General features: G+C 58.9%; 21 protein-coding genes. 15 read left to right on the forward strand and 6 right to left on the reverse strand.

The annotated features are described in order from the left end of the window. Window positions 1–2: 2 nt before the first annotated feature. Both FGZ14_RS18075 and FGZ14_RS18080 read right to left on the reverse strand, forming a co-directional pair. Window positions 3–1928, reverse strand: a complete 1926-nt coding sequence (locus tag FGZ14_RS18075; protein WP_139925582.1) for a glycoside hydrolase family 97 protein — start codon at window positions 1926–1928, stop codon at window positions 3–5. Between the two features lie 33 nt (window positions 1929–1961). After that, window positions 1962–3608: a glycoside hydrolase family 43 protein gene (locus tag FGZ14_RS18080; RefSeq protein ID WP_139926163.1), complete on the reverse strand. Its 1647-nt coding sequence runs from the start codon at window positions 3606–3608 to the stop codon at window positions 1962–1964. Between the two features lie 263 nt (window positions 3609–3871). Here FGZ14_RS18080 and FGZ14_RS18085 point away from each other — a divergent pair, with 263 nt between their 5' ends. From FGZ14_RS18085 to metK, 4 genes are all read left to right on the forward strand, one after another. Continuing rightward, window positions 3872–4480 carry a hypothetical protein gene (locus FGZ14_RS18085; RefSeq protein WP_139925583.1) on the forward strand — a complete coding sequence of 203 codons (609 nt, stop codon included), beginning with the start codon at window positions 3872–3874 and terminating at the stop codon, window positions 4478–4480. 128 nt (window positions 4481–4608) lie between these two features. Further along, a complete protein-coding gene (locus tag FGZ14_RS18090) occupies window positions 4609–7062 on the forward strand; it encodes a prolyl oligopeptidase family serine peptidase (RefSeq protein WP_139925584.1) in 2454 nt (817 codons plus the stop codon). A 57-nt stretch (window positions 7063–7119) separates the two neighbouring features. Beyond that, window positions 7120–8331, forward strand: coding sequence for a hypothetical protein (locus tag FGZ14_RS18095; RefSeq protein WP_139925585.1), 1212 nt, complete (start codon window positions 7120–7122; stop codon window positions 8329–8331). Between the two features lie 340 nt (window positions 8332–8671). Continuing rightward, window positions 8672–9934 (forward strand): methionine adenosyltransferase, encoded by a 1263-nt coding sequence (metK, locus tag FGZ14_RS18100; RefSeq protein WP_139925586.1) that lies wholly within the window; start codon window positions 8672–8674, stop codon window positions 9932–9934. Window positions 9935–10022: 88 nt separating this feature from the next. Here the strand turns inward: metK and hpf are convergent, their stop codons facing one another. The 4 genes from hpf to FGZ14_RS18120 form a co-directional block, all read right to left on the reverse strand. Then, window positions 10023–10322 (reverse strand): ribosome hibernation-promoting factor, HPF/YfiA family, encoded by a 300-nt coding sequence (hpf, locus tag FGZ14_RS18105; RefSeq protein WP_139925587.1) that lies wholly within the window; start codon window positions 10320–10322, stop codon window positions 10023–10025. 36 nt (window positions 10323–10358) lie between these two features. After that, window positions 10359–11246 (reverse strand): tyrosine-type recombinase/integrase, encoded by an 888-nt coding sequence (locus tag FGZ14_RS18110; RefSeq protein ID WP_139925588.1) that lies wholly within the window; start codon window positions 11244–11246, stop codon window positions 10359–10361. A gap of 149 nt (window positions 11247–11395) precedes the next feature. Then, window positions 11396–11596 carry a 30S ribosomal protein S21 gene (gene rpsU / locus FGZ14_RS18115; RefSeq protein WP_110976620.1) on the reverse strand — a complete coding sequence of 67 codons (201 nt, stop codon included), beginning with the start codon at window positions 11594–11596 and terminating at the stop codon, window positions 11396–11398. Window positions 11597–11763: 167 nt separating this feature from the next. After that, window positions 11764–12903, reverse strand: coding sequence for an acyl-CoA dehydrogenase (locus tag FGZ14_RS18120; protein ID WP_139925589.1), 1140 nt, complete (start codon window positions 12901–12903; stop codon window positions 11764–11766). 259 nt (window positions 12904–13162) lie between these two features. Here FGZ14_RS18120 and FGZ14_RS18125 point away from each other — a divergent pair, with 259 nt between their 5' ends. From FGZ14_RS18125 to FGZ14_RS18175, 11 genes are all read left to right on the forward strand, one after another. Next, window positions 13163–14107: a polysaccharide biosynthesis/export family protein gene (locus FGZ14_RS18125; protein ID WP_139925590.1), complete on the forward strand. Its 945-nt coding sequence runs from the start codon at window positions 13163–13165 to the stop codon at window positions 14105–14107. Window positions 14108–14170: 63 nt separating this feature from the next. After that, window positions 14171–16630, forward strand: coding sequence for a polysaccharide biosynthesis tyrosine autokinase (locus FGZ14_RS18130; protein ID WP_139925591.1), 2460 nt, complete (start codon window positions 14171–14173; stop codon window positions 16628–16630). A gap of 18 nt (window positions 16631–16648) precedes the next feature. Next, window positions 16649–17413, forward strand: coding sequence for a tyrosine-protein phosphatase (locus tag FGZ14_RS18135; protein WP_139925592.1), 765 nt, complete (start codon window positions 16649–16651; stop codon window positions 17411–17413). A gap of 41 nt (window positions 17414–17454) precedes the next feature. Then, window positions 17455–18462, forward strand: coding sequence for an NAD-dependent epimerase/dehydratase family protein (locus FGZ14_RS18140; RefSeq protein WP_139925593.1), 1008 nt, complete (start codon window positions 17455–17457; stop codon window positions 18460–18462). A gap of 219 nt (window positions 18463–18681) precedes the next feature. Then, window positions 18682–20079 carry a tetratricopeptide repeat protein gene (locus FGZ14_RS18145; protein ID WP_139925594.1) on the forward strand — a complete coding sequence of 466 codons (1398 nt, stop codon included), beginning with the start codon at window positions 18682–18684 and terminating at the stop codon, window positions 20077–20079. Between the two features lie 171 nt (window positions 20080–20250). Next, a complete protein-coding gene (locus FGZ14_RS18150) occupies window positions 20251–21084 on the forward strand; it encodes a phosphosulfolactate synthase (protein ID WP_139925595.1) in 834 nt (277 codons plus the stop codon). A 77-nt stretch (window positions 21085–21161) separates the two neighbouring features. Continuing rightward, window positions 21162–22115 carry a TraB/GumN family protein gene (locus FGZ14_RS18155; protein WP_180754406.1) on the forward strand — a complete coding sequence of 318 codons (954 nt, stop codon included), beginning with the start codon at window positions 21162–21164 and terminating at the stop codon, window positions 22113–22115. 83 nt (window positions 22116–22198) lie between these two features. Continuing rightward, a complete protein-coding gene (locus FGZ14_RS18160; protein ID WP_139925597.1) occupies window positions 22199–23536 on the forward strand; it encodes a sorbosone dehydrogenase family protein in 1338 nt (445 codons plus the stop codon). 123 nt (window positions 23537–23659) lie between these two features. Then, window positions 23660–24328: a spermidine synthase gene (locus FGZ14_RS18165; RefSeq protein WP_139925598.1), complete on the forward strand. Its 669-nt coding sequence runs from the start codon at window positions 23660–23662 to the stop codon at window positions 24326–24328. An 81-nt stretch (window positions 24329–24409) separates the two neighbouring features. Next, window positions 24410–25066: a DedA family protein gene (locus FGZ14_RS18170; protein WP_139925599.1), complete on the forward strand. Its 657-nt coding sequence runs from the start codon at window positions 24410–24412 to the stop codon at window positions 25064–25066. Window positions 25067–25159: 93 nt separating this feature from the next. After that, complete coding sequence (locus FGZ14_RS18175) at window positions 25160–25903, forward strand: shikimate dehydrogenase (protein ID WP_139925600.1); 744 nt, start codon at window positions 25160–25162, stop codon at window positions 25901–25903. The last annotated feature ends 126 nt before the right edge of the window (window positions 25904–26029 follow it).

Below are 26029 nucleotides of genomic sequence, written 5' to 3' on the forward strand. Positions count from 1 at the left end.
GCTTAAGGCTGCACCACGAAGCCGCCCTGCGCGGGTAGCGTCACGCTGATAGTATTGCCTGCCGCCCGCGTGCTGAAGCTACGGTTGGTGTTTCCGTCGGTGATGAGTGTGCCGCTTTGAAGACCCAGCTTGCTGAGGTTAACCTGAATGGTTTTGGGTGCGTCGGTGGCGTTGATGCCGGCCACGTACCAGGCGCCGCCGGGTGCCTGCCGGGCCAATACCACGTACTCGCCAGGGAAACCGTCGAGCAGCTTCACATCGGCCCAACGCGGCGGCAGCTTCTTCACGAAGTCCTGCACATAGGTCGGCTGCGCGGCCATGCCCTCAGGCACCTCGGCGTAATGCTGTATGCCCGATTGAAACAACACCGACAAGGCCAGCTCGAAGGCGTTGCTGGTGCGGCGCTCTTTGCCCCGTATCTCCGAAAACGCCATGGGCGTGAAGTCCATCGGGCCCACGGCGTTGCGGGTGAAGGGCAGCGTGGCGCAGTGAGTGGCCTCCTGGTCGGTGTTGCGCTGGTCGAAGGTCAGGAACTCAAAGCCCTTCACGGCTTCCATGGTCATCAGGTTGGGGTAGGTGCGGTTCCAGCCCCGGGGTAGGGTAGCGCCGTGAAAGTTCACGAGCAGGCCCGCCTGCGCGGCATCCACGAGCAAATCCTGGTAGTAGTTCATGAACGACTGCCCATCGCCCCCGAAGAAGTCGATTTTCACTCCGGCCACGCCCATCTGCTTGATGCGGGCAAACTCCTGGCGGCGGCTTTCGGGCTCAAACAGCACGTTGGTGGGCGTTTGCGGAGCCTCGTTCCAGCGGCCGTTCGAGTTGTACCACACCAGCAGGCCCACGTTTTGCGAGCGGGCGTACCGGGCCAGCTCCTGGGTTTTGTCGTAGCCGATTTGCTTGTCCCAGAGCGCATCGACCAGGCAGTAGCGCCAGCCCATGCCCGCGGCGTAGTCGATGAAGCGGCGCTGCACGTCGTAGGTGGTGTTTTGGTCGCCCATCAGCACCCACGACCACGACGATTTGCCGGGCGCCTCGGTGAGCACCGGCGTGGTGGCGGGTGCGCTCAGGTCCGTCGTCAGCGTCGATTCAACGATGGGCGCCAGCGAGTTGCCGACCACCACTACGCGCCAGGGTGTGCTCCACGGCAGGCGGCTTTCGGGCAGTAGGGCCGCGTCGGGCGTGGTTTTTTCGGGGGGCTGCGGAAAGGCAATGCCGTACTCCGCATCCGGCGACTCGTGGGCTAGGTGGGTGCCCGCGTAATTGCGGCCCATACCGGCCTCGGTCAGCAGCACCCAGTGCCCATTGGTTTGAAACAAGGCCGGGAATGACCAGCCCTGCCCGATGGTAGAGGGCGTGCCGGCTGCTATACCACGCTGGTAATTCTCCTCGTACGAGGGCTGGGTGTTGGCAAACCCGGTTTGGGCTTTGGCATGGGGGTGCAGCCAGCCCTTGGCCCCGGCCGGCAGGTGAAACGTAGTGCTTTCGGCCGTGATGCGCTGCACCTCCTGGCTTGGTCCTTCCAGTACGTACTGAAATGCTACCCCATCATTCGACACCTGAAACACCACACTAAGCTCCGGCGCTCCGGCTGCCCCCGTAAAGTGCAGCACGCGCCGGTTGGCCTGGTAGCGGCAGTTTTCGCGCTTGTCAGTGGTCAGCTGGTAGCTGTCGGTTACGGTGGTTTGCTTGTCGGCTTTCTTGAATTTGAGTCCCTGGGTGAGGTCGGCGCTAGCCAGGCGCAGGCCCAGGTGGGAGGGCCGCAGCAGCTCGGTCTGGCGGTAGCGCACGGTGTAGGTGGGCTGCCCCTGAGCGGTTACAGCTACCGTCACCTGCACGTCCCCATTGGGGCTTTTGATACGGATGGGCTTAGCGGCCTGGGCTGCGGCGAGGGGCAGTACCAGCAAGCAAAGCAGTGGAAAGAAGCGCATAGAAAAAGAAGGTAGGAGCTGGCAAACCGCGGATTATTTCTTGTACATGGGGTCGTGCCCTTCGTACTTCAGCCACTTGAAGGAGGCCGTATTGGTAGTGGGCTGCCCGGCCGAGGTGCCGTACATGCCATATAGGCAGCCAATGAAGCCGCCCGCTACCTGCGTGCTCAGGAAGCGCGCATCCACCTTGTCTTTCAGCAGCGTGTAGTTATTCCCGTCCTCCGAAAAGCGGAAGCTGTAGGTGTCGCCATCGGCATTGATGCGCAGTTGCACCTTGCCGGCTGCTGCTTTCAGGGGCGCTTTGGCCAGCAGTTCGGTGTTCTTCGCGTCGGCGGTGCTCTTGAGCAGCTGCACCACGGGCTTGCCACCTTCTACCGATTTGCAGAGGTAGTAGAAGTGCTTCTCATCCTGGAACACCACCAGGCCCGCCGTTTCATTTTCGGCCTTGGCGGCAAACGTCAGCTCGGTTTCGGCGCTGCCGTACATGTGCTGCTGCCGCTTGCCGATGAATGCCGGGTTGCCGAGCTCGGCTATGGTTTCGGGTTTCAGCTTCAGCGTAAGGCCTTTGGCTTTACTCAAGGAGAAATTGGTGCTGTCCACGGTGCGCATGAACAGCAACGCAGGGTCGAGTTGCTTCTCGAAGGTGAGCGTGTAGCTGAAGTTGCCGCTTTGGGGCCGGGCATCTTTTTGCTTGACTTCCGGGAACTTGGCGGGGTAGGAGTACTGCACGCCGTTCGGGCCCGGCACCGTAACCGGCCACTCGTCTTTCCACTCCACGGGCACGATAAACGTTTCGCGGCCGGTATTATAGAAATTGCCCTCGTAAGGCCGCACAGCCAGGAAAATGGCGTAGGTCTTGCCATCGGGCCCTTCCACAAACTGCGCGTGGCCTGCCGAGGTAATGGGGTCTTTGCGGTCTTTGGGCAGCTCACGCTGCGAGAGGATGGGGTTTTTCTCGTAGGGTACAAACGGCCCCAGCGCCGACTTGCTGCGGAACACTACCTCGGTGTGGTTCACCGAGGTGCCGCCCTCAGCTGCATAGAGGTAGTACCAGTCGCCGCGCTTCATAATGTGCGGCCCTTCAATCCAGACGGGCTTTTTGCTCAAGTCCACGCCACCGTTCACCAGCATTTTGGCCTCGCCCACGGTTTGCAGCTTCACGGGGTCCAGCTCAATCATCTTGATGGAGCGGTGGCCGTCGTAGAGTGGCTTGTTATCGGGTGGGTCGCTGTTGTAGATGACGTAGGCTTTGCTACCCTCGAAGAACAGGGAAGGATCAATGCCCTTTACCTCCGGCAGGAAAATAGGGTCGCTCCAGGGGCCAGCGGGGTTTTTGGCCGTCACCACGAAGTTGCCTTTGTGGTCAATCAGCGTGCAGGTGACGTAAAATGTGCCGTTGTGGTGTTCAATAGCCGGGGCAAACAGACCGCGCGTCATCCGGTCGCCCAGGAAGTTCATCTGGGAAGGCCGGCTAATTACATTGCCGATCTGCTTCCAGTTTTTGAGGTCTTTGCTGTGAAAAACCGGAATGCCGGGGAAATAGGAGAAAGTAGAGTTAACCAGGTAATAATCAGAACCTACCTTGATGACGCTGGGGTCAGGGTAGAAGCCTGTCATGATAGGATTAGTCAACTCAATCGATTGTGCGGAAAGCACGAAGCTGCGAAGCAGCAAGGCCATCAGGAAAACAAAAGATGTCTTCGTTCGTGGTAGTCGCATGCGGAGGAAGGAAGGTGAATGTTCTGCAATGTTTAAGCAAGTTGCCCGGCAATGACAAGGATTTATTTGAAAGGCCGCATAAGAGGGGCTCCAGCTTGGGGCCCGACAGCTCGTCAGTATTATTCCTGCTGCTTCCTGTTAAACTGCGCAACGCCGAAGCATAAGAAGCACCCTCTAGCTGCTGCCGCGTGAGTTGCGACCGGACATTTCCTACCCTTATGTTTATGGCGAAGCCTTTCGTGTTGCTGCTAGGTGTGGCTTTGGGGCTGCTGAGCGGTTCGGCGCGGGGGCAGGCTCCCACACCCCTGCACGCATTCCTGCAGCAGAATTTCGACAGCACCGTTGTCTTCCAGAGCTGCTCTGGTTCGATCAATTCGCCCGACTACCTGATTCTGGCTAAGTACCAGGGGCGGCTGGAGTTTTTTACTTACCGCAGCCCGTACCGTCAGGCCCTGGGGCACTACTTCCCCGGCCGGCTGCAGCAGAAATTCGCGGAGGAAGAACGCCGATTCCGGGCGACTCTGCCGGATACTAACCGGTATCTGCTGCCCCAGCTGGTGGGCAGCGCCACCCTTGGCGGCAGCTGGCGCCTCCTGAATCCGCCCGGCTTATGGGAGTTGCGAGGGGATCAACAGCTTCCCAAAGCCGCCTCCAGGTGCGTGATAGAAGATGGGGAAGAGAATACCTTCTATTTGATTACCAGGAAATCAATCCGGGTTGCGCGCTTTTACGCGCCTGAATTTTATGAGCAGTGCGCCGGAACCGACCCGGACCGGCAACGGGCCATCAGGGCCAGAGATGCGCTGCGTGCCTTGCTTCAGGAACCCCGGTAGCAGCCAAGCGGGTGGTAAGCGGGAGCGTGCCTTTCTGCCGCAACGTAATGCAACGCCGGCCCGCTGGCTATGTCCATTGCAAGCCGTGGCGTAAGTTGCGGCTCGACACACTTCCTACCCCTGCTTTCATGTTGAAGTCTTCCGTATTGCCGCTGGGTGCGGTGCTGATGTTGCTGGCCGGCTCGGCCAAAGCCCAGCAGCTGGGCCCGCTCACCGTTGAGAAGATTATGCGCGACCCGGCCCAGTGGCTGGGCAGCTCCCCTAATAATATTGCCTGGGCCGAGGATGGCAAAACCATCTACTTCACCTGGAACCCCGAAAAAGCCCGCCGCGACTCTCTCTACCGCCTTTCGCCTACCGGGGGCGCCCCGCGCAAAGTGAGCCTGCGGGAGCAGCAAAGCCTGCCCACCCAGGCCGGCGAGTACGACCAGCGCTACACCCGTAAGGTGTACGAGAAGGACGGCGACATCTACCTGCTCGACCTGAAAACCCAGCGCGTGCGCCGCGTAACCAACACCGCCGAGCGCGAAACCGATGCCCAGTTTGCCCTCCAGGGCCGCGCCATCAGCTACACCCGCGCCGGCAACCTGTTCACCTGGGACCCTACCACCGGCGAAACCACCCAGCGCACCGATTTCCGCCGCGGCAACAAGCCGGCCTCGGGCGAGCCAACCGATAAATCGGAGAAGTTTCTGAAGGCCCAGCAGCTGGCTTTGTTTGAGGTGCTGCGCGGCAAGGATCAGGACGCCAAGGCCCGGCAGCAGCTGCAGAAAGCATTGTCCAAATTGCGCCCTAAGGCCATTTGGCTGGGCCAGCAAACCGTGCGCAACCTGCGCCTCTCACCCAATGGCCGCTACGTAACCTACACCCTGGTGCAGGAGCCCGCCGCGGAGAAAGTAGCCTTGGTGCCCAACTTCGTGACGGCCTCCGGCTTCACCGAGGACATCAGCACCCGCACCAAGGTAGGCGCCGCCCAAACCGCCTACCAGCTGGGCCTCTACGATGTGGGTCGGGATACTACCTTCGTGCTGGGCTATAAGGAGTTGAAAGGCCTCGATGAGCAGCCGGCCTACCGCAAGGAGTACCCGCTGCAGGCCAAAGCGCCTACCCCCCCCGACGCGGCCAAAGCCTCCGACGCGAAAAAAGAAAAGCCCGCCACTGAGGTGCGCCGCGTGATTCCGTTTGGTCCGTTCTGGTCTGATAACGGGCAGCATGCCTTCCTCGTCATCCGCAGCACCGATAACAAGGACCGATGGATTGTGGCCCTCGACCCGGCCACCCAGAAAATCAGCCTCCTGGACCGCCAGCATGACGACGCCTGGATTAACGGCCCTGGCATTGGCTACGATGAAGGCAATGTGGGCTGGATGCCCGACAACCGCCGTATCTGGTTCCAGAGCGAAGAAACTGGTTTCAGTCACCTCTACACCGCCGATATTACTTCGGGCCAGAAAAAGGCCCTGACCAATGGCCGCTGGGAAGTGCAGAAAGCCCAGCTCAGTCGCGACCGGAAAACCTGGTACCTCACGGCCAACAAAACCCACCCCGGCGAGCAGCACTTTTACCGCATGCCCCTGGAAGGCGGTGCCATGACCCAGATTACGACCCTGCCCGGCGCCAGTGAAGTCACCCTTTCCCCCGACGAGAAGACCCTCGCCGTGCGCTACAGCACCTCCAATAAGCCCTGGGAGCTGTTTGTGATGGATAACAAGCCCGGCGCCAAAATGCGCCAGCTCACCCACAGCACTACCCCCGAGTTTGAGAGCTACCCCTGGCGCGCCCCCGAAGTCATCAGCTACAAGGCCCGCGACGGAGCCGAGGTGTACGCCCGCCTCTACCGCCCGGCCAATGCCGTGGCTCAGGGCCCGGCCGTGATTTTCGTGCACGGGGCCGGCTACCTCCAGAACGCTCATAAGTGGTGGAGCCAGTACTTCCGGGAGTACATGTTTCATAACCTGCTGGCTGACAAGGGATACACTGTACTCGACATCGACTACCGGGGCTCCGCTGGCTACGGCCGCGACGTGCGCACGGGCATCTACCGCTACATGGGCGGCAAGGACCTCACCGACCAGGTGGACGGGGCCAAACTCCTGACCGAGAAGTACGGCGTCAGCCCCCAGCGCATTGGTATTTACGGTGGCTCCTATGGCGGCTTCATCACCCTGATGGCCATGTTCACCCAGCCCGACGTGTTCCAGGCCGGAGCCGCCCTACGCTCGGTTACCGACTGGGCCCACTACAACCACGGCTACACCGACAACATCCTCAACGAGCCCTACAACGACAGCCTGGCCTACGCCCGATCCTCGCCCATTAACTACGCCGCCGGCCTGAAAGGCCACCTGCTCATGTGCCACGGCATGGTCGATACCAACGTGCACTTCCAGGACATTGTGCGCCTCTCGCAGCGCCTCATCGAGCTGAAAAAGGACAACTGGGAGCTGGCCGTGTACCCGGTGGAGGACCACGGCTTCGTGGAGCCCTCCTCCTGGACCGACGAGTACAAGCGCATTCTGAAGCTGTTCGAAGCCACCCTGAACCCTGCCGCGCCGGCCGCGCGCACAACGGGCGGGCAGTAGCCGATGGCCAGCCGATTTTCCGGGCTGCTCCGGCAGGCAGTAGGGTGTACCTTGCTGATGCTGCTGGCAACCGTCTCGTTTCTGTTTTCGCCTCCGCCCCGTACCGAAGCTGAATACTGCGGCACCTACCTGCACCTGACCTCATGGGCTGGCTTCACGGCCAACTGCGACGGGTTTGTGTACATGGAAGACGCCCGGCACCCCCAGCACCTTCTGGAGCCGAAGGAAGTCCGCCAGTCGCGCCCCTTGTTTATTCTGCTGGGTACGGCCGTGGGCTACCCCTGCACATGGTTGGTAAAAGGGCTTACGGCCAGTGGCCTGCTACCCCCGCAGGTACTGGCCCACCTGCCGGCCAAGTATCAGCCCCTGCTGGGGTTTTACATCGGCTATGTGCTGCTCAACTACTTGGTGCTGCTGGGCAGTATGCTGCTCTTCATCCGGCTATACCATCAGCTAAGGCCAGGGCGTAATGAGTCTGTAATGTTGGGTACCCTGCTCGTGTTTTTCGTTTCGAATCAGGTAACCAAAGCCTTTTTCTGGACGGTGCACCAGCAGATGTTTACGTTTCTGGTGCCGCTGTTTTGCGTGTACCTGCTCCTGGAGCCCACCCGGCCTGCCCTGCGCACTCCCGCCCAAATAGCAGGCTGGGCTTTTTTGACGGGAGCTCTGGCGCTGGTGTACGGCAGCTTTGTGCTGGTGCTGCCCTGCCTGCTCTACAGCCTGTGGCGGCAAAACCGACCCATGCGCCTGCCTTACCTCCTGGGGCTGGGGGTAGGCGCCGGACTGCTGTTCATGCTCCCAACCCTGGCCTGGATTGGCCTGCTGCGCCTGCGGGGCGTTACATACTATAATCACGAGGCCCAAGCCTACCACCAGCTGGTCTGGCTGCTGGAGGTGTTTCGGCTGCCCGCCGCCGGTTTTGCGGCCTTGGTGCGGCAGAATGCCGGCCGCTACTTCGCCACGTTGCCCGCCGTGGGAGTGTTTATCGGGCTGGTACTGGGGCTGCTAGGGCTGCGGAGCTACTTCCAGTGGCCGGTTAAGCGGCCGGCGCTAGGAGTGCTAGCCGGGCTCCTGGGGCTGTTTGTGGGGTTTTTCGCGGTGCTGGGTTACTACCAGGAGCGCCTTACGTTTATTTTGGTGTCGCTGCTGCTGTGCCTGCTGGTAGCCCTGCTGCCGCCCCGGTTACCCCGGTGGTCGGGGTGGGTAGCGGTGGGTGGAGCCCTGGGGTGGCACTTATGGCAGGTGGTATCCTACGGTCCGTTTTCCTGATGGCAGGTAAGGGTAAACTGCTTTGGTTCACTGGCATGCGACTGGCCTGTAGTGCGCGAAAAAGCAAATCCGGGTACTTGGTACAGTAGGTTTCAGGTTGCTGCTTCGGGTAGGTAGCGGCCCGGGGGTAGCAGTTAGGGGCGTTATATCGAAAGACACATTCACGGCCAAGCACCCCGGCTGTATTCGATAGTATCTGGTAGAGGAGGCACTTAGCGGGAATTGATAATTCAGCCGCTCACCCATCTATAAAACTTGTAGCTTTGCAGCCCCATCCGACAGTTCCGGCTGGCTGGGGCAGGGGCTGCCGGCCCCTCGCGTACTTCTACCTTACAAGCTGATGCCCTACCTGTTCACCTCCGAATCCGTTTCGGAGGGCCACCCCGATAAAGTAGCCGACCAGATTTCCGACGCCATTCTCGACGAATACCTGCGTCAGGACCCCACGGCCAAAGTGGCCTGCGAAACCTTGGTTACCACCGATTTTGCCCTGGTGGCCGGTGAAATAAAATCGACGGCCCACGTAGAGGCCGAACCCATCATCCGGGAGGTTATTCGTGGCATCGGCTACAACAAGCCCGAGTACCTGTTTAATGCCGACACCTGCCAGGTGATGAATCGCCTGCACGAGCAGTCGGCCGACATTAACCAGGGCGTGGAGCGTGCCAAGCCTGAGGAGCAGGGCGCCGGCGACCAGGGCATGATGTTCGGGTACGCCACCCGCGAAACCGAAAACTACATGCCCCTGGCCCTCGACCTCTCGCACCGCCTGTTGCGCGAGCTGTCGGCCATCCGCAAGGCCGGCCAGGAAATGACCTACCTGCGCCCCGACGCCAAAAGCCAGGTAACCATCCGCTACAACGACGACAACACGCCGGAGGCCATCGAAACCATCGTGGTCAGTACCCAGCACGACGAGTTCAGCGAGGATGAGCAGGCGATGCTTCACCAGATTGAACAGGATATCAAGAACATTCTGATTCCGCGCGTGAAGGCGCAATTGGGCGAAGAAGTGCAGGCTCTGTTCACTTCCGACATCAAGTACCACATCAACCCCACCGGCAAGTTCGTAATTGGGGGGCCCCACGGCGACTCCGGCCTGACCGGCCGCAAAATCATTGTGGATACGTACGGCGGCAAAGGGGCGCACGGCGGTGGCGCCTTCTCCGGCAAAGACTCCTCGAAAGTGGACCGTTCGGCGGCCTACGCGGCTCGTCATATCGCCAAAAACCTGGTGGCGGCCGGCGTCGCCGATCAGGTGCTGGTGCAGGTAGCCTACGCCATTGGGGTAGCCGAGCCGGTGGGCGTATTCGTGACCACCTACGGCACCACCAAGGCCACCGGCTCCTTCGGCCACCAGCTCACCGACGGCGAAATTGCCGAGAAGGTGCAGCGCCTCTTCGATCTGCGCCCTTATGCCATTGTGCAGCGCCTGGGCCTGCAGAACCCCATCTTTGCCGAGTCGGCCGCCTACGGGCACATGGGCCGTCAACCCGGCACTAAGCAGGTGCAGCTGGCTGATGGCACCACCAAAACCGTCGAAACCTTCACCTGGGAAAAGCTCGACTACGTAGATAAAATCAAGGCCGAGTTCAGCCTGTAGCGGCTGCGCTTCACTTAAAAAGCAACAGCCCCTGGCTCATACGGAGCCAGGGGCTGTTGCTTTTTGCTTATGCTATATCTGTCATGTATCAGTGGCTGAGCAGCTTCTCCTTGTATTTCGTGATTTGGCGCTTCAGGTTTTCGGCGGCGGCATCGGCAGCGGCTTCGAAGGTACCGGCATCTTCCTGCGAGAAGAGGGTAGTGCCGGGTACGTGCAGCTTTACTTCTACCGTTTTATTATTGATTCCATCTTTGTTATTCAGGCGAAGAATAACTTCACCCTCTGTCACGCGGTCATAGAAGGTTTCGAGCTTATCGAGGCGCTTCTGGATGAAGTCAAGCAGTTTTTGGTCGGCGTCGAAATGCACCGATTGCATCTGTAATTTCATCGGTTGGGGGGTTAAGGAGTACGAAAAGAAACAAAATCAGGCCTTGGGGTGGGCCTTCTCAAATACGGATTTCAGCTTGTCAATGCTCAGGTGCGTGTACACCTGGGTAGCCGCCAGACTAGCGTGCCCGAGCAGCTCCTTAATGGCGTTCAAATCAGCCCCTTTGCCCAGCAAGTGGGTAGCAAAGGAATGACGAAGCACGTGCGGATGCTGCTGACCCGAAGCCGTGGTTATCTGGCTTAAATAGTGCTTCACGGTCCGGTACACAAACTTTTCATAGAGCGGCTCTCCTTTATCCGTAACGAGGAGGACCGGCCGGGCGTTGCTCTCCGGGCCAAATTCCCGTTGCTTGGTTTCTATATAACGGCTGAGCACGAGCAGCAGAGTAGGGTTCAGGGGCACTACGCGCTGCTTGTTGCCCTTGCCCGTTACGCGCACCGTTTTGCCCGGCAGGCTCAGCTCATCCGTCCGAATGCCAATCAGCTCCGAGAGCCGGATGCCGGTGCCGTACAGCAGCTCCAGCACCAGCTGGTCGCGCGCGCCGGCAAACGTATCCGGAAACTCGAAGGAGTTAAGCAGGCCGTTCAACGAGTCCTCCGCCACGAAATCGGGGAGCTTCTTGGCAGCTTTGGGCGCCGTGATGCGCAGCATAGGGTTTTTCTGGATAACCCCTGTCCGTAGCAGATACTTGTAGTAGGAGCGGAGGGTAGCAATTTTGCGGTTGACGGTGCGCGGGTCCTGTTGCTTCTGCATCAGGGCCACCACCCACGAGCGGATCAGCGTATGGTCGGCCTGGGTAGGGTCGGTTAGCTCGTAGGTAGCCAGCAGAAACTCCGCGAACTGCCGCAGGTCCGTCTGGTACGAAAGCAGGGTGTGCGGGCTGTAGCGTCGCTCGAAGCGCAGGTAGTCAAAAAATAATTCCATACAAAGGCGCTGGCCATCTAGGGCCGGACAACCAATGTATGGAATTCAGGAGAAGAAAACGAACCCGCCCGGACGCGAAAAAGCCGGCTGACTTGCTTCGGAAAGCAAATCAGCCGGCTTTTTCGTCCTGGCTTCGGCAGGGCTACAGCTTACGCGTTGTTAGCGTCGGGGCCGTAGGTAGCCAGCTTGTAGATGGCCTTCTGCTTCTGCTTGCGGTTGGTGATGGAAGGCTTCTGGAAGAAAGTGCGACGACGCAGCTCTTTCAGAACGCCCGTGCGCTCAAATTTCTTCTTGAAGCGCTTCAGCGCACGGTCAACCGACTCGTTTTCTTTGATTTGGACGATGATCATATCTTCAGTGAACTTAGAAACCCGAACTTGGAGGGGCCGCAAAGATAAGAAAGTCTGAACCGCAGATGCAAATGATTTAAGGATTAACTGTGATTCAACGACCTAATCAACAGGTAGAATCTGATTCAAAGCTTTCCTTTAATCATTCGCGGCTGCGGTTCAGGTGGTTATTTAAGCAAGGCGCGGGCAATTACCAGCTTCTGGATTTCCGAGGTGCCCTCACCAATGGTGCACAGCTTGGCGTCGCGGTAATACTTTTCGGCGGGGTAGTCTTTAGTATAGCCGTAGCCCCCGAAAATCTGCACGCCCTCGTTAGCTACCCGCACCGACACCTCCGAGGCATACAGCTTGGCCATGGCCGACTCCAGGTTTACGTTCAGGCCGCGGTCCTTCATATCGGCAGCCCGGTAGGTAAGCAGCGAAGCCGCTTCAATTTCGGTAGCCATATCAGCCAGCTTGAAGCTGATGCCCTGGAAGTTGCTGATGGGCTGGTTGAACTGCTGACGCTCTTTAGAATACTGCAGGGCAGCCTCGTAAGCGCCCTGGGCAATACCCAGGCTCAGAGCCGCGATGCTGATACGGCCACCGTCGAGCACCTTCAGAGCTTGCACGAAACCGTCGCCTACCTGCCCGATTACGTTTTCCTTGGGTACGCGGCAATCCGTGAAAATCAACTCAGTGGTTTCTGAGGCGCGCATGCCCAGCTTGTCTTCCTTGCGGCCCGCCTCAAAACCGGGGGTCCCTCGCTCAATGATAAAAGCCGTCATGCCCCGCGAGTCGCCTACCTCACCTGTACGGGCAATAACCACGGCCACGTTGCCGCTCTTGCCGTGGGTAATAAAGTTCTTGGCCCCGTTCAGCACGTAGTCGTCGCCGTCCAGCACAGCCGTGGTACGCATGTTGCCGGCGTCGGAGCCGGTGTTGGGCTCCGTCAGGCCCCAGGCCCCAATCCACTCACCGGAAGCCAGCTTGGGTAGGTACTTGTGCTTCTGCTCTTCGGAGGCGTGCTGCAGAATATGGCCGGTGCAAAGCGAGTTGTGGGCGGCCATGCTCAGGCCAATGCTGCCATCAATTTTGGCCAGCTCGGCAATGGCCGTTACGTACTCCACGTAGCCAAAGCCGGCTCCGCCGTATTCCTGCGGAACCAGTACCCCCATTAGGCCCAGCTCGCCGAGCTTATGAAATACTTCAATGGGGAATTCCTGCGTTTCATCCCAGCGCATCATGTGGGGCTTGATGTATTGGGCGCCGAAGTCGCGCACCATCTGGGCAATCATTGTCTGGTTTTCAGTAGTGACCAGTTCCATGGTAGTGGGGGGTGGGGTGGTGGAGTTTAGTGGGAACCAAGCAAGCCGGTTGCGAGTAACAGCAACCAAAATGGCCCGGTTTTGGGTCCGCGAAAGTAGGATTTTACTGGCGTACAAGCCAGTGCAGGATTAGGGCCTCCACAACGGAATTTTGAAAGGGGGCACTAATTCGGTTTCTTTGATGGTTTTTTAGGGGAAAACTGCCCATGCGAAGGTAGCCCTAGTTATTCTGATCCTCCATCTGGTTTTTCCAGTCTGCATGAATCAAGCTTCTCCGCGTTCTTTGTTGCGTCTCTGGCTGTTAGGCCTGCCTCTGCTCCTGCTTACCTTTTCGTGCACCACTTCCCGGGTCCGGCAGCAGAACATCCTGTTTCGCACCGATGGAGCCGGGCGCCTGGATACGGCCCGGCTGCGGGACGTGGTAAATCGGGCAGAGCGCAACTACATCATTCAGCCCAATGACTACCTGGATGTGCGGGTGTACACCAACAAGGGTGAGCGAATTTTGGACCCTAACGGGGAATTGTTCTTCGGCTCTCCCGGCGGAACCAATACTGGTGGCGGAGGATTTTCCCGGCAGGGTACCAGCGGCGGCATTCAGCGTGGTGGCGGGCAGCAACAACAGCAGCAGCGCGGCAATGGTCAGCAGGGTGGTATCTCCGAGTTTCTGGTGCAGCATGATGGTATCGTGAAGCTGCCGATGATTGACTACGTCAAGATTTCGGGGTTAACGCTGCTGCAGGCCGATAGTTTGTTGCAGGTGAGGTACACGGAATTTTACAAGGATGTGTTTGTAACCACCCGGGTCACCAACAACCGCATCATCGTGCTGGGAGCCACGGCCGGTGGGGCGCGCGTGGTGCAGATGTTCGACGACAATATGAACTTGCTGGAAGTGCTAGCTCAGGTAGGCGGTATATCCGGCGGCTTTGTGGGGCCTTCCGGCGGTGGAGGTGGGTCTGGCCGGGCGGATAACATCAGACTGATTCGGGGAGACCTTAAGAATCCTCAGGTGCAGATCATCGACCTGACTACCATTGACGGTATGCGGCGGGCTAACCTGCAGGTAGAGCCCAATGATATTATTTACGTGGAGCCTATTCGGAGACCTTTCTACGAGGCCTTGGCTGATGCAAATCCTCTCTTCTCATTTCTGGGCGGACTCTCGGGTATTGCTACTCTCATCATTGCCATTTCACGATAAGTACAAGCCTGCAGCATTTCTTTTAGGCGTTGCCTAAAAGATCGTCTCACTACTCATTATTACATGGCGGCAAAAGAAGAGGCTGAACTGGAAGAACTAATTCGTAATGCGGGCGGTGGCGAGGCCGAACAAGCCGACGAAGGCGAAGGCCTTGATTTAACCACCCTGCTCATGGTGGTGCGCAAGAGTATCCCCTGGATGCTCCTGCTTATCCTGCTGGGTCTCACCGCATCGTGGTTGTTTCTGCGCTATACGCCCCCTCTCTACAAATCCAGTTCATCCATCAAGATTGATGAGAAAACCGAGGCCGGGGTACTGGGCCTGGAAGGCATTGGGGGCGCCGTGGAAAAGCAGCAGAGCATCAACAAGCTTTCTGGTGAGGTAGAACTTATTAAGTCCGATATCATTTACCGGCGGTTGAAGGATTCCCTGAACCTGTCGGTGAGCTACTACGCCCAGGGCACGGTGCTGGAAAACGAACTGTATCGGAGCTCTCCGTTCCGGGTGGAATACACGGCTTCTTCGCAGGCGGTGTATAACGTGAAAATTGGAGTGCGGCTGTTACCGGCCAACCGGGTGCGTATTCAGTATGAGTACCAGAATCAGGAAGAAAGCGGAGAGTATGCCTTTGGGCAAACCATTCAGGCCCTGGGCTTCACGTTCCGGATTTATCCCACGAATCTGTACTCGACTGACAAGCTGGAGGCTGACTACCAGTTCGTTATTCATGATGAGGGCAGCCTGAATGCCTACCTGAGTCAGAATCTGCTAGTGGAAATTGGGAATGCCGACGCCAATGTGATTGGTATCTCCTTCACGGACCACAATCCGCTGAAAGCCCGGGATATCGTCAACAAGGTTGACTCAGCATATCTGGTTGAAAAGCTGGCCCGGAAACAGGAGCAAGCCGCCCGGGCTACCCGCTACATCAACGAGCAGCTAGGCGAGAATCGTAAGGATCTGCAGAGCGCGGAGGAAAACATGCAGGCCTTCGTGAAGCGCAATGGCACGTATGATGTGAAGGGTGAAGTAGGGCTGATTACAACTGCGTTGGAGGAGCAGGAGCAGGAGCGGGAAAAGCTGCAAACCCAGGTTGACATGCTGGATGAACTTGGCCGACTACTAAACCAGAAGCGCCTGACCGAGCGCGAGGACGGGGATATCTTCCAGACCATTCCGGCGCTAACCGAAGTCAAGGATCCGCAGCTGGCCCAGCGCATTACCGAGCTGAGCGACTTGCAGCTGGATCTGAAGCGGGCGGAACTTTCTTATCAGCCAGGGGCTACCACGGCGCTGCAGCTAAAGGAGTTGCAGATAACCAATACCAAAAAGGTTATCCGGGAGCTGCTGCAGCGAAACCAGCAGCTGGTGCGACGGCAGCTTGCCAAAATGGACGGTAAGCGGGCAGAGCTGGAAGCTCGTCTCCGGGCGCTACCCGAAAAGCAAACCGAGCTGGCCCGTCTGCAGCGCCCATTGGAGTTATACGAAAAGTATAACCTGAGCATGATGGACAAGAAGATAGAGTTTGGTATTTCGATGGCAGGTACCACTGCCGATTTCCAGATTCTCTCGCCGGCGACGTTGCCTGCTACCCCCATTTCGCCCGTGAAGCTGATGGTGTATGCCATCGGGCTGGCTGCGGGTATTCTTCTGGGCCTGGGCCTAATAGCCGTGCGCTACCTGATGCACAATACTGTCACGAACGTGCGGGAGCTGGAACGCAATACATCCGCCTCGGTGCTGGGTATTATTCCCACGTATGACAAGGAAAAGATGGCCGTCTCGAAACTGGTTGTGGATAAGAATCCTAAATCGGCATTATCGGAAGCTATTCGCTCTATACGGACCAACCTGGAATTCATTTCCTCCTCCAAGAAAAAGCGCCTGATTTCCATTACCTCCACTATCAGTGGGGAGGGTAAAACCTTCGTGACGGTAAACCTGGCTGGCATCATTGCCGCCTCTGACCAGCGGGTGATTATCCTGGACCTGGACATGCGCAAGCCCAAAGTAAACTTAGCCTTTAACGCCGAGAACGTGAAGGGCGTGAGCACCGTCCTGATTGAGAAGCACAGCTGGCAGGAGTGCGTACAGCACACGTCCATTCCTACGCTGGACTTTATTTCGGCCGGTCCTACCCCCCCCAACCCCTCGGAGCTGATCTTGAGCCCACGCTTTGATGAGCTGATTCAGGCCTTGCATGAGCACTACGATGTAGTGATGATTGACACCCCGCCGGTAGGCTTGGTAACGGATGGCATCCTGATTATGCGCAAGGCCGATGTCCCGATTTATATTGTCCGCAGCAACTACTCGAAAAAGGCCTTCCTGAAAAATATCAACAAGCTGATCCGAGTGAACGGCTTTACCAAGCTCAGCACCATTCTGAATGATGCGAAGGGCAGTGGGGGATATGGCTATGGCTATGGTTACGGCTACGGCTACGGCTACGGACAGGGGTATTACGAGGAGCCTACGGCCAATCGGGGGTTGCTGAGCCGTTTCCGGAAGCGGGCATCTTAATACCGTATTCCTCGGGGCATGTCCTTTCTGCAGAAGTTATTTGGCTCGGCCGCTAAAGAACCCGCGGCTTTTGCTACGCTGGCCGGGCTGGGCACCGATATGCACTCTCATGTGCTGCCTGGCCTCGACGATGGTGCCGAAACCCTGGAACAGTCCCTGGAGCTGTTGCGCCAACTGCAGGAGCTAGGCTACCGCAAGCTGGTCATGACGCCCCACATCATGGGCGACTTCTACCGCAATACTCCCGATGGGATTCGGGGCGCCCTCGGGGCGCTCCGAACTGCCGCGGCCCAGGCCGGTATTACAGGTCTGGAGCTGGATTGTGCCGCCGAATATTACCTGGATGAATGGCTGGGACGCAAACTGGAGCAGAAGGAGCCCCTCCTGACCTTCGGGGGCGAGCGGCGTTACGTCCTGTTTGAAACCTCCTACATCAACGAGCCTTTCAACTTCGCTGAAACAGTGTTTAATATGCAGGCGGCTGGCTACCAACCGGTGCTGGCCCACCCCGAGCGGTACACCTACCTCTACGGCCGTTTTGAAGAGCTGATCCGGATTAGGGAAAACGGCGTGCTGCTGCAAGTAAACTTGAACTCCCTGGTAGGCTACTACTCGGCCGGCGCCAAGCGGGTAGCCGAGAAGCTGATTGACGCCGGCATGGTGGATATGGTAGGCTCGGACGCACACAATGGAAAACACCTGGAAAGCATCCGCAGCAAGGTACTGCGCAGCGACTACCTGCCCCGGCTGCTGAGCCTGCCGCTGCTCAACGCTTCCTTGTAGCCTTTTTATCCCTTTCTCCCCACCCTCTGTACCTCGCATTCATGATTTTTGTCACCGGTGGCAGCGGCCTGGTTGGAAGCTTTCTGATTTCGGCGCTGCTGGAGCGAGGCCTGCCGGTACGGGCACTTTACCGGAAACAGCCCCCGACCTTCACGGGTGCTGAGCGGGTAGAGTGGATGGAAGGAGATATCCGGGATGCCCTGGGTCTGCGCACCGCGCTGGAAGGCGTAACCCATGTGTTCCATTGCGCCGGGCTGGTGTCCTACGCCCCCCAGGACGAGGAGGCGCTGCTGCACATCAACGTAGAGGGGGCTGCTAACCTGGTAGATGCCTGCCTGGAGCGGCCCGGCATTCGGTTGGGCTTTGTGTCGTCGGTGGCGGCGCTGGGTGGGGGCGCAACGCCGGAGCATCCGGAAACAACCGGCCCCCTGGTGCTGGATGAAAATAGTAAATGGGACCTGGGTGCTGAGCACAACGCCTATGCTACCTCCAAATACCTCGGAGAGTTGGAAGTGTGGCGCGGGGTATCAGAAGGATTGCGTGCCGTAATGGTTAACCCGTCGGTTATTCTGGGGCCGGCCGACTGGGACCGGACGAGTACCCGCCTGTTTCGGTATGCTCATAATGAGCATCGGTTCTATACCCCCGGCAGCATTAACCTGGTGGACGTGCGCGACGTGGTGGATGCCCTGCTGCGCCTCACGCTGGACACCGACTACAGCGGGGAACGGTACGTGCTGAACGGCGGCTCCTTACCCCTGCGCGAGTTCTTAACCCAAGCGGCCTCCTGCTTCGGTAAGCGTCCGCCTTCCGTGGCCGTACCCGAGTGGGCCGCTGAAATCATCTGGCGTCTGGAACACGTGCGGTCCTTGCTGACGGGAGCCCGCCCCCTCATCACCAAGGATACCGCCCGTGCCGGCCGCCGGCCTACCGAGTACCGCACCCGCAAGATTGAACAGGCGCTGAACATGCGGTTTCGGCCCCTGTCGGAAACCATTGCCTGGTGCTGCGCGGGGCTGCGCGAGACGAATAACGGAATTCTAGCGTAGCGTAGTAATCGTTTCAATAGCGCATCCGACGTTATTGAACGACTGCTCCGCTCCGCGGGAATTCTGTTGCTCCCAACCAGATAACTCCTCAAGAACCCATCGGGCTCCGGTGCGGTTATTGTATATTCAGGGCATAAGGTTTTCCTGAGAAAAAGAGCCTTATTGGCCCCACAAAGTCTGCCGTTTTGGCGGCTGCGTGTCGATTGAAGCAGTATGAGAATGAACGAGAACTTTGAGGACCGGGACGAAGTGCTGGCTACTGTGCGTCGGTTTGAGCACATGGTAGCTCAGAACGAGCCCGTGTTTTTTGACCTGGCCGATTTTGAAAACATCATCGACCACTATACCACTAACACCCAATACGATAAAGCCTTGCAGGCCTGCGAGGCGGCCATTGCGCTCTACCCTTTCAGCACCGAACTACTCATTGACCGCTCGCAGGTACTGGCCATGAAGGGCGAATACGCCGCGGCCAGCACCCAGATTGAGGACGTAGCCCAACTCGACCCCGATAACCCCGACGTAGCCGTGACGCGCGGCATCATTGCCACCCAGAAGGGGGAGTTTGCCGAGGCCGTGGCCTTTTTCCACCAGGCGGCTGAGCGTGCCGAGGACCGCGACGACATCTTCTTCAACCTGGGCCTGGCTTACCAGAGCTGGCAGAAGTTCAAGAGTGCCGCCAAGTTCTACAAGCAAAGCCTGCGCCTGAACCCCGACAACGACGTGGCCGTGCAGGAACTGCTGTACTGCCTGGAGGTGAGCGAGCGGCTGGAGAAAAACCTGGAGTTCTTCCGGCGCTTCACCGACGAAGACCCGTACTCGGCGGTGGCGTGGTACAACCTGGGGCAGGCCTACTACCGGGCCGGCAAGCTCGATGATGCCATCAGTGCTTTCGAGTACGCTATCCTGATTGACGGTAAGTTTCACGAGGCGCACGGCTTCCTGGCCAGCGTGTACGTGAGCCAAGAGCGCTACCGGGCGGCCATCAGTGAGTTTGAGCTGAGTTACCCCGAAGGCCAGCCTACCCCCGAGGCGCTCTGCAACATTGGCGAGTGCCACGAGAAACTGGCTGAATGGGACCTGGCCCGCCGTTTCTACCAACGCTCCATCGACTTGGATCCGGAAATGGACGAGGCCTGGTTCGGCATCGGCATTGTGATGAACGTGCAGGAAAAGTACTTCGAGGCCATTCACTTCTTCCGGAAGGCGGTGAGCCTTTACGAGGAAAGCGTAGAGTATTGGATGGCCCTGGCGGCGGCAGAATACCAGATTGGCAACATCGTATCGGCCATTGAGGCTTATGAGAAAGCCGTGGAGGTAGCCCCCGACAATAAGGACGCCTGGCTGAACTGGAGCATCATCCTGTACGAGCAAGGCAACTTCGATGGGGCCATTGACCTGATGCGCAATGCCGTGGAAATTCAGCCTCTGGAGGCCGAGTTGCACTACCGCCTGTGCGCCTACCTGCTGGCCGGCGGCCGCTACCGCGAAGCCTACCAGTGCCTGGAAAACGCCCTGGTGCTCGACTTCGACAAGCACCGCCTGCTGTTCGATTACTTCCCGGAGCTGGAGTCGCAGAAGGCGCTGGCCCGGCTGATTGACCAGTACCGGAAGTAAAGAAGACAGTACCAGAAACAAGGGCCTTACCTGCCGGATCGGGGGTAGGGCCCTTTTGCTTTTTAACTGGTTACAGAATTCGGGCGTACTTTTGGGCCTAGCGGCGGCGCTATATAGTCGGCGCATTTGGTTCTTCGTCCCCCGGACTTTCCGTCTTTAAGACCCTACAGCATGAATTACACGCTTAACCAACTCCCCGAACGCACCCAGAAACCGCGCGAGCAAGGCTTTACCATGGTCATGGATAAAGGCCTGAGCGTGCGCGAGGTAGAAGACTTTCTGGAGGTAGGGGCTACCTACACGGACATTGTAAAGCTGGGCTGGGCTACGTCCTACGTGAACCCCAACCTCAAGCGCAAGCTGGCGGTGTACAAGGAGGCCGGCATTCCGGTGTACTTCGGCGGAACGCTGTTTGAGGCCTTCATCATCCGCAATCAGTTCGACGATTACCGCCGCCTGCTGGATACGTTCGGGATGGAGTACGCCGAGGTATCGGACGGGTCCATCGACCTGAACCACGACAAGAAGCTGGAGTTTATCCGCACCCTGAGCCAGGACGTGAAGGTGCTCTCGGAGGTAGGATCCAAGGACGCGGAGAAAATCATTCCGCCCTACAAGTGGATTTCGCAGATGAAAACGGAGCTGGAAGCTGGCGCCGTGAAAGTAATCGGCGAAGCGCGGGAGGCCGGCAACGTAGGCTTGTTCCGGAGCACCGGCGAGGTGCGCTCGGGCCTGGTAGAAGAAATTCTGACCCAGATTCCCTTCGAAAAAATCATTTGGGAAGCACCCCAGAAGGCCCAGCAGGTGTGGTTTATTAAGCTGCTGGGGGCCAACGTGAACCTGGGCAACATCGCGCCCAACGAAATCATCAGCCTCGAAACGATTCGGCTGGGCCTGCGCGGCGACACGTTCACCGACTTCCTGGACATGGACAACGTGGACGAGATGTTCAAGCCCGAGCCCAAGGTAGCCGGCAAGCCCGGTACCTCCATGCCCCGCGGCTAACCGCTTGCAGAAACCACCGTTTTGCGGTACACTTACGAAGGCTGCGTCAACTGTTGGCGCAGCCTTTTTCTATGCCTATGCTTCACTTTCTACGACGCGCCGGTTACCAAACCCTTCTGGGACTAGCTCTGCTGCTGCCCGGCCTAGCCTGTGCGCAGGCACCGGCCGCCCCTGCGGATACCACCACTTACAACCCCGCCAATACCCTGCTGTGGCGGGTTTCCGGGCCCGGCGTTACGGGCGCTTCTTACGTGTTCGGGACCATGCACGCCCTCTGCCCCGACGACGCGGCCATGCCGGCTGAAATGGCCACCGCCTTCCAGGAAAGCCAGCAGCTGGTACTGGAGCTAGATATGGACGCGCCCGATTTCAACAAGCAGATGCGCCGGGCCGTGCAGCTGCCCTGGCCCAACAGCCTGCGCCGCGTGCGCAAGCAGAGCGACTACCGGGTGGTGCGCAAGTTTTTCAAGTTCCGCCTGCACCAGCCCATTCTGCCGTTTATCCTGATGAAGCCCGCCTTTGTGGAGTCGTACGTGTACAGCACCCTGCTGCCGTGCACGCCGGTAAGCTACGAGGAACAGCTGGTGCAGCTGGCCCAGCAGCAGCACAAGGAGCTACTGGGGCTGGAAACCATTCAGCAGCAGATGGCCTCGCTGGATAGTATTTCCTACCCCCGGCAGATGCTGGCCCTGGTGAAAGCCATTCAGGAGTACGACACCTACGCGCCCCTCATGCAGCAGATGGTGGCCATGTACCAGGCCCGGAACGTGGACGCCCTCTACCGCTTCGTGGTGGACCCTACCCGCAACCCCGACCAAAGCGAGGTAGCCGACCTGGCCCAGCGCAATCAGAACTGGATTCCGCAGATGAAAACCCTGATGCAGGCCAAGCCCACGTTTTTTGCCGTAGGGGCCGGGCACTTGGGCGGCCCTACAGGCGTGCTGCAGCTTCTGCGCCAGCAGGGCTACCAGCTGGAGCCCGTACTGCTCTCGAAAGCCCCGGCGGCTCAGGCGCCTACCCCCGTGCGGTAGCCCAACCTCAACGCCTTCAATTCAGTAAGAGAAAAGCCCGGCCGTATCAGGTCGGGCTTTTGTTGTCTTCTATGCTTACTGAAATGAATCGGAATCTTTCGGGCCCTGCCCTGAGCCTGCTTACGTTGCTGGCGGCCTGCGGCGGCCCCTCGAAGCAGGAAAAAGCCGAAGCGGCAGCCACTACCCCCGCCGACACGGTTGCTACCCCCACCACCGCCGTAAACCTGCCCGAGCCCTACGCTTCGGAGTCAACGACCAAGCGCAGCAAGGTAATTGGCTGGCCCCAGGGCAAAACGCCCACCGCGCCGGCCGGTTTTGTGGTAACCAAGTACGCCGATGGCTTCGAGAGCCCGCGCAACGCCTACGTGCTGCCCAACGGCGACGTGTTGGTGGCCGAGTCGAACACCATTCCCAAGGACCCGAAGAAGAAAGTAGTAGCGGCCCTCGATCTGGACCCCTCCCGGTCGTTGCGGGCCACCAGCGCCAACCGTATCACCCTGCTCCGCGACGCCGACAAAGACGGCAAGCCCGAGCTGCGCGAAACGTTCCTGGCCGGCCTGAACCAGCCCTTCGGCATGCTGGTGCTCGATAAGTATTTCTATGTGGCCAACACCAACGGCGTGTGGCGCTACCCCTACCAGGTGGGCCAAACCAAAATTGCGGGCCAGGGCCAGAAAATTATGGATTTGCCCGCTGGCGGCTACAACAACCACTGGACCCGCAATCTGCTGGGCGGCCCCAAGGGCTCCAAGATTTACGTGTCGGTGGGCTCGTCGTCGAACGTGGCCGAGCATGGCATAAAGGAGGAAGAGCGCCGGGCCAACGTGCTGGAAATAAACCCCGATGGCTCGGGTGAGAAAGTGTACGCCGCCGGCCTGCGCAACCCCGTAGGCCTCGACTGGGCCCCCGGCACCCAAACCCTCTGGACGGCCGTGAATGAGCGGGACGAGCTGGGCGACGAGCTGGTGCCTGACTACCTGACCAGCGTGAAGCCGGGCGCTTTCTACGGCTGGCCCTACGCCTATTTCGGGCAGCACGAAGACCCGCGCCGCAAGGGTGAGCGGCCTGATCTGGTGCAGAAAACGGTGGTGCCCGAGGTGCCGCTGGGGGCACATACGGCCTCGCTGGGCTTGGCTTTCTACAAGGGCGACGCCTTCCCGGCTCAGTACCGCAACGGCGCCTTCATTGGGCAGCACGGCTCCTGGAACCGCTCCGAGTTTTCGGGCTACAAAGTGGTGTTCGTGCCCTTCAAAGACGGTAAACCCAGCGGCCCCATGCAGGATTTCCTGACGGGCTTTATTGCCAACGCCGCCGAGAAGGAAGTGTACGGCCGCCCCGTAGGCATCACCTACCTGCCCGATGGCTCCCTGCTGGTGGCCGATGATGCCGCCGATACGCTCTGGCGCGTGGCTGCCCGCTAAACCCCCGTGGCCCTTTGCCCTTCCTGCTACCCCGCGCCTGCTTCCGAAGGCGCGGGGTTTATTTTGCCAGCAAACAAAATCATCCTTAAAAAGCAGTTCCCGAAGCTGCTAAGTTTGCGACCTATGAACAGGTTGTTGGCTACCCTGCGTCGCTGGCTTCGCCAGGCCGTTCCTCCCTCGCGCCGGATAAAATCGGAGCACAGTGGGGTACTGGAAATTACCTGGCAGGAAGGCCGGAAGGTGCTGAATACGGCGCACGCCAACTACTCCTACGGTCCTCTGCACACCGTAATGCGCTATGGCCTGCTGTTCACGGAACCCGCCACCGCCGGGGCCATACTGGTGCTGGGCCTGGGCGGGGGCTCGGTGGTGCAGATGCTGCGTCAGGAGTACCTGGCCCCGGGCCCTATTACGGCCGTGGAGCTGGACCCAGTAGTTATCGGGGTGGCGGCGGAGGAGTTTGCCATTCGGCCCGACGATACGCTGCGGATTGTGTGCGCCGACGCCTTTGCGTGGGTAGCCACGGCCCCGGCGGGTGGGTTCGGCCTCGTGGTAGTCGATTTGTTTATTGACCTCGACCTGCCGGCCGGATTGTACCAGGCGGCCTTCTGGCAGCATTTGTGGCGTTTGTTGCGGCCCGGCGGCCACGTGGTGTTCAATACGTTGCTCAGCACGGAGGTGTGGGTTGAAAACCAGGAGGTGAGCCAGTACCTAGAGCAGCTGGGGTTTGAGGTGAAGGAAGTGGAAGTGGAAGAGTTTAACCGCCTGCTCATTCTGCGCAAGCCTGCCTGAGCCTCGCCAGGGGTTGAGTGCTTTGGGTGGGGTAGGGTTTTGCCGGGCAAGTGCTTTCTTTGCAGGCTCAACCCCCGTTCTATGGAAATCCTGAAGCATCTCATCGATTTTGTTCTCCACCTCGATAAGCACTTAGCCGAAATTATTCAGGACTATGGCGCCTGGACGTATGCCATCCTGTTCCTTATCATTTTCGTGGAAACGGGGGTAGTGGTGCTGCCCTTCCTGCCCGGCGATTCTCTGCTGTTCGCGGCGGGCTCTTTGGCTGCTATGCCGGCCAACGGGCTGAACGTGTGGACCATGATGGGCCTGCTGATTCTGGCTGCCGTGCTCGGCGATACGCTCAACTACCACATCGGCGACTTCCTGGGGCCCCGGGTGTTCCGCGAGAACTCGCGGTTTCTGAAGCGCGAGCACCTCGAAAAAACCCAGGCCTTCTACCAGAAGCACGGCGCGAAAACCATCATCATTGCCCGCTTCATTCCCATTATCCGCACGTTTGCGCCGTTCGTGGCCGGGGTAGGCACCATGAGCTACGCCAAGTTTCTATCGTACAACGTGGTAGGAGCGGTGCTGTGGGTGGTGCTGCTTACAGGCGCCGGCTACTTCCTGGGGAGCATTCCCTGGATTCAGAAGAATTTCGGTCTGTTCACCATCGGCATTATCGTTGTATCGGTGCTGCCGGCCGTGTTCGAATTTATGAAGGGCCGCCGGACCAGCAGCCGGCGGGTGGCTTAAGCTGGACTATTAAATAAATGATAAGAACCGTTCGGCCTGGTTTGGGGCCGAACGGTTTTTTGTTGTTGTTTACAAAGCAATTATCTGTGCCTTATGCCTGAATTCGGACTTCTGGGACGTTCCTTGCGTCACTCCTTTTCTCAAACCTATTTTTCCCAGAAATTTCACAATCTGGACCTGTCCGATCATCGGTACGAGCTGTTCGAGCTGGCTACGATGGACGAGCTGCCTGCCCTGCTGACCCGCCACCCGGACCTGCGGGGCCTGAACGTAACTATTCCCTATAAAGAGCAGGTGTGGCCCTTTCTGAACGAGGTAGCGCCTTCCGCCGCTCGCGTAGGGGCCGTGAACGTAATTGAGTTTCGGGAAGATGGACAGCTGATCGGGCACAACACCGACTACCTGGGCTTCCGCGACTCGCTTCGTTCGTTTCTGCCCAAAGGCGGCCTTGCCGGGGTTCGGGCCCTGATTCTGGGTAGCGGGGGCGCCTCTAAAGCCGTGGAAGTGGCTCTGCGCGAGTTGGATATTGCTTACTGGGTGGTGTCGCGCAACCCGCTGGGCCCCGGGCTTACCTACCAGGACCTGACGCCCCAGTTGCTGCAGGAACATGCCCTCATCATCAATACCACTCCTTTGGGCACCACCCCAAACGTAGAGGAGTGCCCGCCCATTCCCTACCCCTACCTGCGCGCCCATCACTACCTCTACGACCTCATCTACAACCCTACCGAAACCGAGTTCATGAAGCGCGGCGCTGCGGCCGGGGCACAAACCAAAAACGGCTTCGAGATGCTCTGCCTCCAGGCCGAAGCCGCCTGGAAAATCTGGAATCAGTGAAATAACACCTGTCATCCTGACGAAGGAAGGACCTCTACCTAGGGCACTTACTCCCGGTAGAGGTCCTTCCTTCGTTAGGATGACAGGGTTTCCTTTACCTCGCCACCTCACTACCCCACCACTTCT

Origin of the sequence: Hymenobacter sp. DG01, from assembly GCF_006352025.1 — a bacterium.
GTDB lineage: Bacteria > Bacteroidota > Bacteroidia > Cytophagales > Hymenobacteraceae > Hymenobacter.